Source organism: Bradyrhizobium vignae (assembly GCF_900324035.1).
GTDB classification, from domain to species: Bacteria; Pseudomonadota; Alphaproteobacteria; order Rhizobiales; family Xanthobacteraceae; genus Bradyrhizobium; species Bradyrhizobium vignae.
On the sequence record NZ_LS398110.1, the window covers coordinates 2776543 to 2791561 of the forward strand.

General features: G+C 63.5%; 12 protein-coding genes and 1 pseudogene. 3 read left to right on the plus strand and 10 right to left on the minus strand.

Annotated elements, in window-relative coordinates; translation table 11 throughout:
- Nucleotides 1–56: 56 nt before the first annotated feature.
- The 4 genes from BRAD3257_RS13395 to BRAD3257_RS13410 all read right to left on the minus strand — a co-directional run bounded on the left by BRAD3257_RS13395 (nucleotide 57) and on the right by BRAD3257_RS13410 (nucleotide 4760).
- Nucleotides 57–1133 carry a BMP family ABC transporter substrate-binding protein gene (locus tag BRAD3257_RS13395; protein WP_162500568.1) on the minus strand — a complete coding sequence of 359 codons (1077 nt, stop codon included), beginning with the start codon at nucleotides 1131–1133 and terminating at the stop codon, nucleotides 57–59.
- Between the two features lie 76 nt (nucleotides 1134–1209).
- Nucleotides 1210–2127: an ABC transporter permease gene (locus tag BRAD3257_RS13400; RefSeq protein WP_122402221.1), complete on the minus strand. Its 918-nt coding sequence runs from the start codon at nucleotides 2125–2127 to the stop codon at nucleotides 1210–1212.
- Entirely contained in the window at nucleotides 2114–3205 is a 1092-nt protein-coding gene (locus BRAD3257_RS13405) for an ABC transporter permease (RefSeq protein WP_122402222.1), read from the minus strand. Before BRAD3257_RS13405 ends, BRAD3257_RS13400 begins: the two co-directional genes overlap by 14 nt.
- Complete coding sequence (locus BRAD3257_RS13410; RefSeq protein WP_122402223.1) at nucleotides 3189–4760, minus strand: ABC transporter ATP-binding protein; 1572 nt, start codon at nucleotides 4758–4760, stop codon at nucleotides 3189–3191. Before BRAD3257_RS13410 ends, BRAD3257_RS13405 begins: the two co-directional genes overlap by 17 nt.
- 564 nt (nucleotides 4761–5324) lie before the next feature.
- Between BRAD3257_RS13410 and BRAD3257_RS13415 the strand changes: the two genes are divergently transcribed.
- On the plus strand, nucleotides 5325–6428 hold the full coding sequence (locus BRAD3257_RS13415; RefSeq protein WP_122402224.1) for a hypothetical protein: 1104 nt from the start codon (nucleotides 5325–5327) through the stop codon (nucleotides 6426–6428).
- Nucleotides 6429–6505: 77 nt separating this feature from the next.
- Here the strand turns inward: BRAD3257_RS13415 and BRAD3257_RS13420 are convergent, their stop codons facing one another.
- Entirely contained in the window at nucleotides 6506–6991 is a 486-nt protein-coding gene (locus BRAD3257_RS13420) for a nucleoside deaminase (protein ID WP_122406543.1), read from the minus strand.
- Nucleotides 6992–7382: 391 nt separating this feature from the next.
- On the opposite strand from BRAD3257_RS13420, the gene BRAD3257_RS13425 reads away from it, so the two are divergent.
- Both BRAD3257_RS13425 and BRAD3257_RS13430 read left to right on the plus strand, forming a co-directional pair.
- A complete protein-coding gene (locus BRAD3257_RS13425; RefSeq protein WP_122402225.1) occupies nucleotides 7383–8657 on the plus strand; it encodes an allantoate amidohydrolase in 1275 nt (424 codons plus the stop codon).
- 96 nt (nucleotides 8658–8753) lie between these two features.
- Nucleotides 8754–10126: pseudogene (locus tag BRAD3257_RS13430) on the plus strand (hypothetical protein).
- 6 nt (nucleotides 10127–10132) lie between these two features.
- On the opposite strand, the gene BRAD3257_RS13435 reads toward BRAD3257_RS13430, so the two are convergent.
- The 5 genes from BRAD3257_RS13435 to BRAD3257_RS13455 form a co-directional block, all read right to left on the minus strand.
- Nucleotides 10133–11452 (minus strand): dicarboxylate/amino acid:cation symporter, encoded by a 1320-nt coding sequence (locus BRAD3257_RS13435; RefSeq protein ID WP_122402226.1) that lies wholly within the window; start codon nucleotides 11450–11452, stop codon nucleotides 10133–10135.
- A gap of 203 nt (nucleotides 11453–11655) precedes the next feature.
- Complete coding sequence (locus BRAD3257_RS13440) at nucleotides 11656–11877, minus strand: hypothetical protein (protein WP_122402227.1); 222 nt, start codon at nucleotides 11875–11877, stop codon at nucleotides 11656–11658.
- A gap of 415 nt (nucleotides 11878–12292) precedes the next feature.
- Nucleotides 12293–13642, minus strand: a complete 1350-nt coding sequence (locus BRAD3257_RS13445; RefSeq protein ID WP_122402228.1) for a vWA domain-containing protein — start codon at nucleotides 13640–13642, stop codon at nucleotides 12293–12295.
- Between the two features lie 5 nt (nucleotides 13643–13647).
- Nucleotides 13648–14595, minus strand: coding sequence for an AAA family ATPase (locus BRAD3257_RS13450; RefSeq protein WP_162500191.1), 948 nt, complete (start codon nucleotides 14593–14595; stop codon nucleotides 13648–13650).
- Between the two features lie 145 nt (nucleotides 14596–14740).
- On the minus strand, nucleotides 14741–14941 hold the full coding sequence (locus BRAD3257_RS13455) for a hypothetical protein (protein WP_122402229.1): 201 nt from the start codon (nucleotides 14939–14941) through the stop codon (nucleotides 14741–14743).
- Nucleotides 14942–15019: the final 78 nt, after the last annotated feature.

Genomic DNA, 15019 nt, shown 5'->3' on the forward strand with positions numbered 1-15019 from the left:
CCCCCTCCGAACCTCCTCCGGGAGGAGCAGGTGATTTAGGCGATGCAAGAAGCGTGCTACTTGCCCGGCAGCTTGTCGTCGATGCCTTTCACGTAGAAGTTCATGCCGAGGATCTGGCCGTCATCGAGGTGATCGCCGCCCTTGCACTCGACCGGCTTGCCGTCCTGCCCAACGATCGGGCATTTGAACGGATGCAGCTTGCCCGCGGTGATCGCGGCCTGGGCATCCTCGGCCATCTTTTTCACATCGTCAGGCATGTTGGTATAAGGCGCCATCGCGAACATGTGGCTGTCGAGGCCGCCCCAGGTGTCCTCGGACTTCCAGGTGCCGGCGAGCTCGGCCTTGACGCGCTCGATGTAGTAGGGGGCCCAGGTATCGAGGATCGAGGTGAGCTGGGTCTTGGGCCCGAACTTGATCATCTCGGAATCCTGGCCGAAGGCGAGTTTGCCGCGTTCGCTCGCAATCTGCATCGCCGCTGGCGAATCCGTGTGTTGCATGATGACGTCGGCGCCCTGGTCGATCAGCGCCTTGGCGGCGTCGGCCTCCTTGCCCGGGTCGAACCAGGTATTGGCCCAGATGATCTTGACCTTGATGTTCGGGTTGATGGTCTGCGCCGCAAGCATCGTGGCGTTGATGCCGGAGACGACCTCGGGAATCGGGAACGAGCCGATATAGCCGAGCACGCCCGATTTCGACATCTTGGCCGCGATCAGGCCCTGGATGTAGCGGCCCTGATACCATTTGGCCGAATAGGTCGACATGTTCGGATTGCGCTTGTAGCCGGTGGCGTGCTCGAAATGCACGTTCGGATATTTCTTGGCGACCTTCAGCGTCGGATCCATGTAGCCGAACGACGTGGTGAAGATCAGCTTGTTGCCGGCGCGGACGAGCTGTTCGATCGAGCGCTCGGCGTCGGGACCTTCGGGCACGTTCTCGAGGTAAGTGGTCTCGATCTTGTCGCCCAATTCCTTCACCAGCGCCTGACGCGCGAGGTCGTGCTGATAAGTCCAGCCGAGATCTCCGATCGGGCCCAAATAGATGAAACCGACCTTCAGCTTGTCCGCGGCGGAGGCTGCACCGACACTACCGGCAAGCAAGAGCCCGACAGCCAATGCAAGAAGTGATTTCCTCATCATCAATCTCCAACATCAGGGGAAAGCCACGATCCGCAACGCGCGCGCCCCATCGCGCACGCCGCGGAAACGAAATTCAGCGATCGGGAACGAACACCGTGCCGAGCGCGGCCGGCGCGGTCGAGCCGCCGGTGCGCGCACGGGAGAGCAAGACCAGGACGATGACGGTCGCGAGGTAAGGCAGCGCCGACATGAATTGCGAGGGAATGCCGACGCCCCAGCCCTGCGCATGCAATTGCAGGATCGTCACAGCACCGAAGAGATAGGCGCCGACCACGAGCCGGCCCGGCCGCCAGGACGAGAACACGACAAGCGCCAGCGCGATCCAGCCGCGGCCCGCGGTCATGCCGGGGATAAAGAACGGCGTATAGGCGAGCGGCAGATAGGCCCCGGCAAGACCCGCGCAGGCGCCGCCGAACATCACGGCGAAGGTGCGGATGCGCAGCACGGGATAGCCGAGTGCATGCGCGGAGACGTGATTGTCCCCGCAGGCGCGTAGGATCAATCCCGCCCGCGTGCGGTACAGGAACCACCAGACGCCGACGATCAGTGCGACCGAGAAATAGACGAAGCCGTCCTCGCCGAACAGCACACGGCCGATCATCGGAATGTCGGTCAGGCCGGGAATATGGAGGTGCACGGCCGGCGTGATGCGCTCGCCGACGAAGCCGGCGCCGATCAGGCCTGAGAGGCCGATGCCGAGGATGGTCAGTGCGAGACCGGTCGCGACCTGGTTGACGGCGAGCCCGAGCGCCATCAGCGCGAAGACGAGCGACATCAGCGTGCCCGCAACGATGCCGAGTAGCGCGCCGACGAGAATCGATCCGGTGAGCCACGCGCCGGCAAAGCCGCAGGCGGCGCCCACGATCATCATGCCCTCGACGCCGAGATTGAGCACGCCGGAACGCTCGGTCACGAGCTCGCCGGTCGCCGCAATCAGCAGCGGCGTCGACGCGGCGAGCACCGCGAGGATGATGGCCTCAACCAGCTCCACGGGTCACCTCTCGGCTTGGGAAGACCAGCTTGAAGCGGTACAGGATCAGGGAGTCGCAGGCGAGCACGTAGAACAGCAGAATGCCCTGAAAGACCTTGGTGACGTCCAACGGAATCTTCATCGCGATCTGAGCCTGCTCGCCGCCGATAAAGGTCAATGCGAGGAAAAGGCCTGCAATTAATATTCCAAGCGGGTTCAGCCGGCCGAGGAAGGCGACGATGATCGCGGTAAAGCCGTAGCCCGGCGAAATGCCGGGCTGGAGGTGCCCGACCGGGCCTGCGACCTCGATGATTCCGGCGAGGCCCGCCAGCGCGCCGGAGACCGCGAAGGTCAGGATGATCAGCTGGTTGGCATTGAAGCCGCCGAACCGTGCGGCACGCGGCGCGGCGCCGACCACGCGGATCTCAAAGCCCTTGATGGTGCGCCCGAGCAGGATCGCCGCTGCGGCGACGACGAGCAGGGCGATGATCGAGCCGAGATGGAGCCGCCCGCCGTCGATCAGCAGCGGCACTGTCGCCACTGGATCGAACTCGGCCGTGGTCGGGAAGTTGAAGCCGTGCGGATCGCGCCAGGGACCGCGCACGAGATAGTCGAGGAAGAGGTCGGCGACATAGACCAGCATCAGGCTGGTCAGGATTTCGCTGGCGCCGAACTTGACCTTGCAGATCGCCGGGATCAGCGCATAGAGCGCGCCCGCTGCAGCCGCGAGCACGAGCATCGCCGGCAACAACCAAGCGCCGGCGTCGGTGCCTTGCGTCTTCACCGCGATCCAGCTTCCGGCCACTGCACCGATCAGGAATTGCCCTTCGGCGCCGATGTTCCAGGCATTGGCGAGATAGCAGAGCGACAGCCCGATCGCGATCATCACCAGCGGCGTTGCCTTCACCGCGATCTCCTGGAGCGAATAGCCGTCGGTCAGGGGCGCGATGAAGTAGGCGTGGAGCGCAAGCAGCGGATTCTTGCCGAGGATCGCGAACAGGATGGTCATGGTGACGATCGTCAGGCCGATCGCAATCAGGGGCGAGACCAGCGCGATCGTGTTCGACCGCTCGGCGCGCTTCTCAAGCACCAATTGCATGCGCGGCCTCCTTCGGTTCCAGGCTGCTGCCACCCATGAGCAGACCGAGCTTTTCGCGGGTCGCTTCGCTTGTCGCGAGCGGGGCCGAGAGCCGGCCATGGAACATCACGGCGATGCTGTCGGCGATCTCGGCAAGCTCGTCGAGATCCTGACTGGTCACCAGCACGGCGGCGCCGGCGCTCGCGAGATCGAGCAGCGCCTGGCGGATTACCGCGGCAGCGCCAGCGTCGACGCCCCAGGTCGGCTGGCTCACAACCAGCACCGCCGGATTGCGCAGGATCTCGCGCCCCACGATGAACTTCTGCAAGTTGCCGCCGGAGAGGCTTGCCGCTTCCGGATCGCGCTTGGCCTTGCGGACGTCGAAGGTTTCCGTCGCGCGGTCAACTGTCTTCAGCGTGGCCGCGGTGTCGATGAACCCGTGGTGGACCATGCCGCTGGCAGCGTGTCCAGTCAGCAACGCGTTCTCCGACAGTCTCATCCGCGGTGCGGTGCCGTGCCCGAGCCGCTCCTCGGGAACGAAAGCCGCGCCCAGCTTGCGCCGCTGGGTGATCGAGAGATGACCGGCGGCAATGCCTTCGATCACCACCGTTCCGGGATCCTTCGCGAGGCGCTCGCCGGAGAGCGCGGCGAACAATTCCTCCTGGCCGTTGCCTGCGATGCCCGCGATGCCGAGGATCTCGCCGCCCTTGAGCTCGAACGAAATATGCTCGAGCCGCACGCCATGCGCTTCGCTGGGGGCAAGCGAGAGGTCGTTGACGACGAGCCGCGGCACAGTGGTCTTGCGGCCGGATACGGCCTTCACTTCCTTGATCTCCCCGCCGACCATCATCCGCGCAAGCGAGGCAGCGGTCTCGAGCCTGGGATTGCAGGTCTCGACTTTCCTGCCGCCGCGCAAGATCGTCGCGGTGTCGCAGAGCCGCTTGACCTCCTCCAGTTTGTGGCTGATGTAGAGGATAGCACGGCCTTCGGCCTTGAGCCGCTCCAGCACGATGAAAAGCTGGTCGGCCTCCTGCGGGGTCAGCACCGCGGTGGGCTCGTCCAGGATCAGGAATTTGGGATCCTGCATCAAAGCGCGGACGATCTCGATGCGCTGGCGCTCACCGACTGAGAGTTGCCAGACCTCTCGTTTGGGATCGAGCGGTAGACCGTAAGTCTTCGATACCTGCTCCAGCCGGGCCGACATGTCCTTGAAGGATTCCTTGCCGTCGAGGCCGAGCGCGACGTTCTCGGCGACCGTGAGATTGTCGAACAGCGAGAAATGCTGGAACACCATGCCGATGCCACGGCTGCGTGCTTCGGACGGACCGGACAGCACGATCCGTTGGCCCTGCCAGCGAATCTCGCCGGCGCTGGGCTGGATCAGCCCGTAGATCGACTTGACCAGCGTCGACTTGCCGGCGCCGTTCTCGCCGAGCAGGGCGTGGATTTCCCTCGGCCAGATATCGATGTCGATGGAATCGTTGGCGAGGAAATCACCATAACGCTTGGTGAGTCCGATCGTCCTCAGGAGCGGGGAATCGCCGGAATGCTGGCCGTTGGGCGTCGAATCTAACATTCGCTGATGCGCTTGCATGGGTGAAGTGCCTCGATAGTGGGCCAGTTTGAACCGCGACGTAAGATGTGAAAAAGCATCATCCCTTGCTCAACGCTTCGGCAGGCGATCGGCCCAGCGGTCATCTTCGATTCTGGGCGACCAGCAAACGGTACTTGGACTCCGGGAGCGACAGCGCCTGCGAGCGGCGCCTGTTGCAAATTTGTGACGGTCCAAGCCAAATCGGAACCCGCTGTGCAGACCTGACGCCATGTTGAGCAATGATGCGTCGGTCCGTTCACCGCTCGAAGCGCAGCGGTTGCGACGGCTGCTCGGACCTGGCATCGCATTGGGCGCGATCCAGAAAATCCGAATAAAAACAATCAGGGTATGTTCGGCAACAGTGGTCCTTCTCCGCTGCTCCCTGCGTGCGTGGCCACTGCAATCTCGACCATGGTTCGTCGCGTCCTGCCGAAACAAGCGGCACGCCATGTGAAAAGTTGAGGCTTCTCACCCTGGGAGATCGGCGCAAGTGTCGCACCCACAGGGGGCGTGCATTTTTGCCTGTCAAACGAGGGGGTATTCAGGATGTCGTTTCGTTACACGGCAGTGGCAGCAGCGGCGCTGTCGCTCGCTACGCTGGCCACCGGCGGCCTAGCTCAGGGGGCGGATCTGCCGGTCAAGGCGGCCAAGAAGGCTTCGGACCTTCCGTTCTTCCTGGTGATCGATAATCGCGTCACATTCTCATACATCTTCAATGCGTCGCAGCCCGGCGCGTGGTCATTCCGGCCAGACGGGTCGATCGACAGCAAGACCACCAAGCAGGTCTATTCCTTCACTCACTTCGACCTCTGGGCCTACGGCACGAACTTCTTCACCATCTCCATGTTCAAGTCGGATCACAATGATCCGGCCGGGCCATGCACCAACGCCGGCACGATCTTCGGTGCGCCGGCGTCCTGCGCCGGTGCGACCGAAATCTATGGCCTGTTCCGCTCGACCTTCGGCTGGAACGAGCTCTTCGACACCAAAGCCTTCACCGCGGGGCCGCTGCACAACATCTCCTTCGAGGTCGGCATGGATGCCAATACCGAGAACCGGTATTTCGGCGCTGCCAAGCGCGACGTCGTCGGCGGTCTGCAGTTTGCATTCGATCTGCCTTACAAGGGCTACATCAACGTCGCGCCGCTGGTCTATTGGGAGTTCGCCAACCACAATTCCTTCAGCCAGTGTGGCCTGTTCGGTCCAGGCGTTCCCGGCGTCACGTGTCTTGCCGACGGCAACACGTCGTTCAAGCCAACCTGGGCTGTCGAGGTCAATTACTACATGGACCTCGGCTTCCTGCCGCCGAACATGCAGTATTTCTCGATCAGCGGCCGCGCCGGCTGGTACGGCAAGAAGGGCACCGACACCCAGCCGCTTCCCTACAGCCCGGCGAATGGCGTCTACAACACGGCGGTTGAGTTGAACTCCGAGCCCATCCGTCTGACCTTCGATGCTTCGAAGGCGGCCTGGGGTGACAAGTACTCCCATTTCGTGGACGTCTGGGTGGCCTACCGCTACTGGCAGAACAAGTTCGGTCTCGATCACAACCTCGCGGTCGGCTGTACCACGGCCGTCGGTGGTCGGACGGTGAGCACGGGCTCCTGCACCGAGTCCTCGCTCTACTCGGGTATCACCGTGAAGTTCTGACCGCCTGACGCTCTGCAGGTGAAAGACGATGGCGCCGCGCCAAACCTCCGCGGCGTCACCTCCTTTTGAATGAGCTGCTACTTCGTCCAAACGCCGTCGTGCAGCGCTTCGGCCTCTTTTTCGAGCAGCGGGCCGACGACCTCCGTCGGCCGCTGCCCGCTGGCAAAGACCTCGCGACACGGCAGGTCGAGGGTCGGATTCTCCGGATGGTTGCCGGTGATGCCGCGCAGGCGATCCTCGCTGAGGCCATAAACGACGCGGCCGATGCCGGCCCAGTAGATCGCGGCCGCACACATCGCGCAGGGTTCGGCTGACGAATAAAGCGTGGCTTTCGCCAGTACCTCGCGACTGAGGGTACGACAGGCCTGGGTGGCCGCGAGCCGTTCGGCATGCGCGGTGCCGTCATGATCCGGCATGTAGCCGTTCTCGCTCTCGATGAGCACCTTGCCCTCGGCCGCGACGACGATGCAGCCGAAGGGATGGTTGCCATGGGTGAGCGAGCGGCGGGCGACCGCGAAGGACAGGCGTAGGAAGTGTTCGTCACGTTCGGACATGCCGTCCATCGCTGCTCCACGATCAGTACCGGCCGCGCGCCGGCCGACCTGGATGAAGGTCGGCTTCGCTGATCCGTGCTTCATACATAATTTGCCGTGGAACATCACCAGCAGCCGGTCGGACGGTTGTTGGCGAGCGCAGTTTTCGGATAACCGCTTGAAAAGTATTGATTATGCGGGCCATCAAGATCCTGATATGGAAAAGTGCCGGATACCGATACAGGCGTTGGCCCGCCCTCGTGCACGACCGGGACGAGGCAGTCTGGCGCATATTCGCATTCATGCTAATCACGCGCGTGTTGAGGCCGGCGCCGGTGCGTGATTTGGCCGGCACCGAACTCGTACCGTTTGGCGCCGAGACAGCAACTCCCGCGGCCCAGAGAAGAGGAAATTTGTCGAGATGGGGGCCGTTAACGCCGTTCAAGATGCATCGCTCGGCGAAACCATCGTGCGCCGAATCAACGATCTGGCGGCGATCTCGGAAACAGGTGACAATCTCACCCGCATCTATCTCACCAAAGAGCTGCGCGAGGCGGCGGACCTCATCCTTGGCTGGATGCGCGAAGCCGGCATGAGCGCCCGTCTCGACGCCATCGGCAATGTCTGTGGCCGCTACGAAGGCGACCGGCCGGGCGCGCCGTGCCTGATGCTCGGCTCGCATTACGACACCGTGCGAGATGCCGGCAAATGGGATGGACCGCTGGGTGTGATCACCGCGATCTCCTGCGTCGCCGATCTCAACCGTCGCGGCAAGCGCCTGCCGTTTGCGATCGAGGTGATCGGCTTTGCCGACGAGGAGGGGGTGCGGTTCGCGTCGACCTTGCTCGGCAGCCGTGCGGTGGCCGGCACTTTTGACGAGAGCGTCCTGAATACGCGCGACAGCGCCGGCGTGTCGATGCGCGACGCGCTCGTGCAGTTCGGCCTCGATCCCGACCATATCGGCGCGGCCGCGCGGGCGCGCCGCGAACTGCTTGCCTATCTCGAATTGCACATCGAGCAGGGGCCGGTGCTGGAAGCGCAGAACCTGCCCGTGGGCGTCGTCACCGCGATTGCCGGTGCCACGCGCCTTGCCGCCCGGCTGACCGGGATGGCCGGTCATGCCGGCACCGTGCCGATGGGGCTGCGCCGTGATGCGCTCGCCGGCGCGGCCGAATGCATCGGTGCGATCGAGCAGTTTTGCCGAACCGACGAGGGCGGCCTGGTCGGCACCGTCGGTTACGTCCAGGCGAGGCCCGGTGCGACCAACGTCATTCCGGGCGAAGTATCCTTTACCATCGATATGCGCGCGCCGACCGACATGCACCGCAAGCGCGCGGTGGCCGACGTCGTCCGCCAGATCGAGGCGATCGCCAAGCGCCGGCAGCTGGCCCTTCAGCTGGACGTCACCCATGAGAACCGCACCGCGCCTTGCGCGCCGTGGCTCAAGGAGCAGATCGCGCAGGCGATCGAAGCCGAAGGCTTTTCCGTATTCGAGCTGCCGAGCGGGGCTGGGCACGACGGCATGGCGATGATCGAAATTGCCGATGTCGGCATGATCTTCGTCCGCTGCCGCGGCGGCATCAGCCATCACCCGGACGAGCATGTCGAACTCGCCGATGCCGACGCCGGCGCCCGGGTGTTGCTCAGAGTGATTGAGAATTTTCAGACGCGGGACAGCCGCGCCGGAGCGAGCTGAACAGCCGGACCGCCGTTCGTCATCGGGGCGAGACACGAATCGATCATGCTTGGCATGGTGACCGGCCATCGCCGGCATCGCGAGACACCAATGCACATGAACAGCGACATTCCTCCGCCGTCACATCGCGCAAACCGGTTTTACCAGGGCATGGCTGCGACTTTTGTCGCCAACGCGCTTCAGGCGGTCAATTTCCTCGGTGATCGGTTCCTGAGAAAGTCGCATCATTCATTGTCGGCCATCGAGGACCTCTATCGGTATTCGATGGACAGCGCGTTCTCGGTGAGCGAGGCCTTCCTCGTCACGGGCGCGCCGCACGCCTCCGCCTATTATCCCGCGACTTCGCCTGGTTCTATCCTGACGTGCTCGATCCCAACACGATCATGGACTCGCAGGACGCGGTGCGGCGGGTACGTCTGCTCGAGAAGAGCGTGCGCCTGCTGCTGGAGGCGGCCCGCGCCAACGTCGTCACCACGACCCTCGTGCCGGCGGGCCGCGGCCGGTATCTCGGCGTGAACTATTTCTCGCGGCCCTCGGATACGCTGCTCGGCATTCTCGCCGGCCTCCAGCAGATGATCTCTGCCGAGGAGAGGACGTCGTCCTATCTGGCGATGTCGCAATGCGCACATGCAGGCCGCCTGTTGCTGGCCGAATATGGCGATGACCTGAAGCGGGCGATCCTCGAGCTCGCAGGCGAGCTCGAACCGTTCAATGATGACGGCACCGGATATTTGCTTTGCGATGTCCACGCACCTCGCTCCGCTGCAACAGACACCCGCGCCGAACGCAGGCGCTTCGTGACCAATGCTTCGGTCTACACGACCTTCGTGTGGGGCGTGGAGCTCGGGATCGTCAACGAGAACGAGCTGAAGCGGCTGCTCGGGCGCGACCTCGCGCAGTACAAGAACGACCTGCTCCGCCTATTCGGCAAGGATGGTCATATCAGGCATTCCCTGGATGGTCCGGCGAGCTCACCGGTATCGTCGGTTGCGCTGGATTTCGTCAGCGTGCATCGCGGCTTCTGGAATATGAACGATGCCACCGAGCGCGCGCTGTTCGCGGCGACGGCGGATCTCATCATCGCCGAACCGCGCTTTCGCATCCCCAGCACGTTCCACTTCCTGGTGTCGGCGGATAATCCGCGCAACAAGATCATCCACAAGATCGCGGCACCGGCCTATCAGGGACGTTCGTCCTGGCCTACGTTCAATGTCGAGTTTGCAGATCGTATGCTGGACTTCGATGAGGCCTCGGGGGGCGATACCTACCGGGCCTGCGCGCAAGGTATATTGAAGGACATTCGCATTGCCACCGAAGTCCACGGCGGCTATCAGGAGCTGATCTCGGAACACGGTCTGAAGTATCGAACCTGGGCCTACAAGGGCGCGGTGGCCCACTCCTGGTTTCCGCGCTTTCTGTCTGTCTGGAGGAGGGCGTATGGAACGCCGCTCCTCCAGTGGAATGACTGATCGACCTTACCCCGCCGTGACGTCCACAAGCTCGCCGCCTTCGAGCACCTTGGCCGCCTTGGCGCGGTCGAGGTCGCCTTCCCAGGCCGCGACCACGACCGTGGCCACGCAATTGCCGACGAGATTGCCGAGCGCACGGGCCATGCCGATGAACCAGTCGACCGACAGCACCAGCACAAGGCCGATCGCGGGGATGCTCGGCACCGCGTTCAATGTGGCGGCCAGGATCACGATGGCCGAGCCCGGCACGCCATGCGCACCCTTCGAGGTGATGAGCGAAACGCCGAGCACCAGCAGGAGATCACCGAAGGACAACGGCGTGTTGGTGGCCTGCGCGATGAAGACGACCGCAAGTGTGAGATAGATCGAGAAGGCGTCGAGGTTGAAGGAATAGCCGGTCGGAATGACCAGACCGACGACGGAGTCCTTCACGCCCATGCGCTCCAGCTTCTTCATGATCTGGGGCAGCACCGCATCCGACGAGGCGGTGGCGAGCACGATGGTCAGCTCCTCGCGCAGGTAAGCGAGGAATTTGAGGATGTTGATGCCTGCGAGCGCCATCACCCCACCCAGCACGCCGAGCACGAAGATGCCGACCGAGACGTAGAACAGCAGTACCAGAGACACGAGCTGCTTCAGCGAGCCGACGCCGTATTTGCCGACGGTGTAGGCGACCGCGCCGAGCACGCCGAGCGGGGCGACGCGCACGATCAGACCCATGACGCGGAACAGCACGGTGGAGGCCGCGTCGATGACGGAGGTGATGAGCGCGCCCTTCTCGCCGCCGACCAGCGCTAGGCCGACGCCGAACAGCACCGCGAAGAACAGCACCTGGAGCACGTCGTTACGCGAAAGTGCATCGAAGGAGGTGGTCGGGATCACGTTCATCAGGAAGGCGCCGATGCCGCCGCCGGACAGCTTGTGGGCATTGTCGGCATAGGTGTTGAGCGCCTTGGCATCGAGGGTCGAGGGATCGATGTTCATGCCGTGGCCGGGGCCGAAGATGTAGGCGAGCAGCAGGCCGACGACGAGTGCCACCGTCGTCATGACCTCGAAATAGACCAGCGCCTTGACGCCGACCCGACCGACCTTCTTGAGATCACCCGCGCCGGCAATGCCGTGCACGACGACGCAGAACACGATCGGCGCCACGATCATCGAGATCAGCTTCAGGAAGGCGTCGCTGAGGATCTTGAGCCCGACGGCGAAGTCCGGAACCGCCATCCCCAGGATCACGCCAAGCGCCAGAGCGGCGAGGACCTGGACGAAGAGCGAGGTATAGAGCGGCTTCGGCTCGGCGGCGGGTGCCGCAGTGATGGTCGACATGGTGCACTACCCCGGTCTGACGCCTCTTGAGCGTCAAAAAAAGCAACAACCGTGCCAGATTGTCGCGAAGATCCCGGAAGTATCGCAGGCGTGATATCGGGGACGCCGCGCGGCACCTCTTCACCGGTGCACCGCGGGGCGGGGACTCATCGTGTGGCCGCCGAGGAGCCGCAGGGCCCGCGGTCAGTCGTCGTGCGCCCGTGTCATGCCACGAGATCCAGCAGCCGGCATGATCCGCGCACGAGCACCCTGCGTCCCGCGGGGGTCATCACCGGCACGCCGTCATCGATGACGACGAGGCCGAGCTTGACGAGACTTTCGATCATGTAAGCCTTCGAGAGGCGACCGCTCGATGTCGAATTGCGAAGTGTGCGCAGAGCTTCCCATTGGTCCGGCGAAAGATCGAAGTCAACGTCGTTGCTCATTTTGCCTCAAGCGATAGTCCAGTCGCGCGCCCCTGTTAGCGGCTCCGCATGAAAACCATGCGACGACAATGAGTCGAGAATTCGGTGCGTCGTTTAGAATGTCTCTTCACAAATTGCCGCACTTCGTTGCGCCACAAGCGTTAAGATCGTTGGCGCACGAACATCGTTGCGATTCTCGATCACTAATTGATGATCTGTACTTGATGTTGCGGTGCGAGCTATCGCAGTGCACAGGAAGGGTCGGTGTCCCATTCCGCGTCGCAATATGCACAGAAATGATGATCGATAGTATTCTGGCTCGCACAGGCTCAGGAGTGGGAGCAGCGCGCACTCGACGAAGTCGCCCGTCACTTTCGGGAGTGCAATCTCGCGCAGGCCGAGCCGAACGCCGCCTGACGCTGGCGGCCATTGTTGCTCACTGATAAGTCGCCACGATATCGGACACGGCGCGCTCAAGCTGTTGCGCCGTGGCGCATTGGCGCACGACGCTGCAGAAGGTCGCGTAGCGCGGCATCTCGGAATCGCCAAAGCCCCAGGCGAGCCGACCCTCGGGATTGAGCCAGACCAGTCGCTTCGAGCGGTCGGCGATCCGGCGCAAAATGTCGGCGCGCGGGTCGAGATTGTTGCTGCGGGCATCGCCGAGCACGATCACCGTGGTCTGCGGCGTCAGCGAACTCATGAACCCCTTCTCGAAATCGACCAGCGAAGAGCCATAGTCCGACGAGCCGAAACCGACCTTGGACATGATCTCGGACATCGCCTCCTCCGGCGACTTCGATTCCAGGATCTCGCTGACCTCGATCAGGTGCGAGGAGAAGGCGAAGGAGCGGACATCGTCGACCACCTCGTGCAGAGAGTGGATCAGCAGCAGAAAGAAATCGGATACTTGCGCAACGGAGCCCGAGACGTCGCACAGGGCTACGATCTTCGGCCGGTCGCGATGCTTGCGCTTCCATGCCGTGAGGAACGGCACGCTGCCCCAGGCCGCGTTGCGGCGGAGCGTGCGCCGAACGTCGAGATGGCCGCGGCGCTGGCGCTTGCGCGGCTTGGAATAGCGCTCGCGCAGCCGGCGCGCGATCTGGCGGATGAGAGCACGCATCTCGGCGACTTGGCGCCGCTCGATGCGGGCAAGCGGAGCATTGCGCAGGATCTCGTTGCGGAGGTTTTCGGCCTCCTCGCGGGCATAGAGTGCAAGCCCCTGAGAGACCGTATCGCGCACGGCTTCGCGTAAGGCGTCGAGCGCGGCGCGTAGACGTTCGGCCAGTGCCGGGTTGGTTGCGGTCAGCTCCTCCAGATCGTCGCGCAGGCGCTGGAGGCCCATGGCGTCGAGGATGCGGCTGGAAAAGATGCCGCGCTGGGTGGAGTAGCGGATGTCGGAAAGGGAGGCCGCCCCGGAGGCGCTGGCGATGGCGGCCGCGATCGTATTGCGGTCCTGCGATAGCAGCATCTGCGCGAGCGGGCCCAAACCTTCGGGAGCGCCGGAGGAAGGCGTCCGATCCGCGTCCTGCGGAGTGTCGTTATTGTCGGCTTCGGGCTGGTCTTGCCGCGGCTCCGGCTGACTGAAGAAGAGATCAAAGCAGTCGCCGAGCGCGAGCTTCTCGTCCCGCGACTTGGCAAGTGTCAGGAGCAGCGCGTCGCGCAGGACGGCGCGGTCGGAGATGCCGACCTGCGCGACAGCGCGCATCGCATCGACGCTTTCGGCAGGCGAGACGTGAACGCCGACGCCGCGCGCCGCCCGAAAGAAACGATGGAGATTCTCGCGCATCGGCGTCAACCGAAGACGTTGGACCGCGCCGCCTTGGCAATGAAGGTCGTCACCTGCGGCGCTGCGGCCTCGATGTCGGCTTCGTATTTCAGAAGCACGTTGAGCGTGTCCTTGACGATCTCGGTGTCGAGCTCGGCGGCCTGGAGCAACACAAGTACGCGCGCCCAGTCGATGGTCTCGCTGACCGAGGGCAGCTTCTTCAAATCGAGCGAGCGGATCTCGTGGATGAAGCCGACCATCTGCCGGCGCAGCGTCTGCGAAATGCCGGGCACGCGGCTTTCGACGATGCGCTCCTCCAGCCGCTGCTCGGGGAAGCCGATATGCAGATGCAGGCAGCGCCGCTTCAGGGCGTCGCCGAGGTCGCGCTCGCTATTGGAGGTGAGGATCACGGTCGGCGGCGTAATGGCCGAGACGGTTCCGAGTTCGGGGATCGTGACTTGGAAGTCGGACAAGATCTCCAGCAGCAGCGATTCGAATTCCGCATCCGACTTGTCGATCTCGTCGATCAAGAGCACGCAGCCACCCGGCTGCTCCAGCGCCTGGAGCAGGGGGCGGGGCTCGACGAACTCCTTGGAGAAGAACACGTCGCCGAAATCATGGAGCTGGTCGAGCGCGGCGTGCAGCGTCTGCGCGCCGCCGAGCACTTCGCCGAGCTTGTCCTTGAGGATCTGCGTGTAGAGAAGCTGCTTGGCGTATTTCCACTCATAGAGCGCCTTGGCCTCGTCGAGGCCCTCGTAGCATTGCAGGCGGATCATCTTCATGCCGCGCCAAGCGGCGATGGCCTTGGCAAGCTCGGTCTTGCCGACGCCCGCGGGGCCCTCGACCAGGATCGGCTTCTCGATTTGCTGCGACAAATAGACGGCGGTCGCGATTTGCCGGCTCGCGATATAACCTTGCGCGGCGAGGCCGCTCTCCACTGCCTCGATCGAGGTCGAGGCCTTCTGATCTGCCACGAATGGGCGCTCCCAAAGGTCTTGGTTGAGGCTTGTTCTGCCTGCGTTCCCGGCAAAGAACAAGCCTCGTTTGGGAGACCTCAGACCCGCGCGAACGGCGCTTTTTCCGCTTCGCGCAAATAGTCGAGCGGGGCGCCGGTCGCGATCAGTGCCGCAGCGGCTCCGGCTTGCGGATCGTCTGTCTAAGCTCGGCTCCGCAGTCGGCGCATTCATAGACGAAGTCGATCTTGGCAAGACTCCAATGCGGCTCGACCTCGCGCACATACATCGGCAGGAACCCCATGCAGGTGGGGCAAATCACAGGCGCGATCTCGATATCCAGATGATGCTGAACATAAGCTGGCATCTCGGCTCTCCCTCGCAGGCGACCATCAACCCCGCGCAAAAAATACTTCCGGTTGCTCTGGAGCCCTCATCAACTCTT

Excerpts from the sequence above, each read along its gene's own strand:
- BRAD3257_RS13420 (WP_122406543.1), bottom strand. The coding sequence starts at position 6,991 with ATGGACGGCATGTCCGAACGTGACGAACACTTCCTACGCCTGTCCTTC.
- BRAD3257_RS13435 (WP_122402226.1), bottom strand. The coding sequence starts at position 11,452 with ATGTCGACCATCACTGCGGCACCCGCCGCCGAGCCGAAGCCGCTCTAT.
- BRAD3257_RS13410 (WP_122402223.1), bottom strand. The coding sequence starts at position 4,760 with ATGTTAGATTCGACGCCCAACGGCCAGCATTCCGGCGATTCCCCGCTC.
- BRAD3257_RS13455 (WP_122402229.1), bottom strand. The coding sequence starts at position 14,941 with ATGCCAGCTTATGTTCAGCATCATCTGGATATCGAGATCGCGCCTGTG.
- BRAD3257_RS13415 (WP_122402224.1), top strand. The coding sequence starts at position 5,325 with ATGTCGTTTCGTTACACGGCAGTGGCAGCAGCGGCGCTGTCGCTCGCT.
- BRAD3257_RS13425 (WP_122402225.1), top strand. The coding sequence starts at position 7,383 with ATGGGGGCCGTTAACGCCGTTCAAGATGCATCGCTCGGCGAAACCATC.
- BRAD3257_RS13440 (WP_122402227.1), bottom strand. The coding sequence starts at position 11,877 with ATGAGCAACGACGTTGACTTCGATCTTTCGCCGGACCAATGGGAAGCT.
- BRAD3257_RS13395 (WP_162500568.1), bottom strand. The coding sequence starts at position 1,133 with ATGAGGAAATCACTTCTTGCATTGGCTGTCGGGCTCTTGCTTGCCGGT.
- BRAD3257_RS13445 (WP_122402228.1), bottom strand. The coding sequence starts at position 13,642 with ATGCGCGAGAATCTCCATCGTTTCTTTCGGGCGGCGCGCGGCGTCGGC.
- BRAD3257_RS13405 (WP_122402222.1), bottom strand. The coding sequence starts at position 3,205 with ATGCAATTGGTGCTTGAGAAGCGCGCCGAGCGGTCGAACACGATCGCG.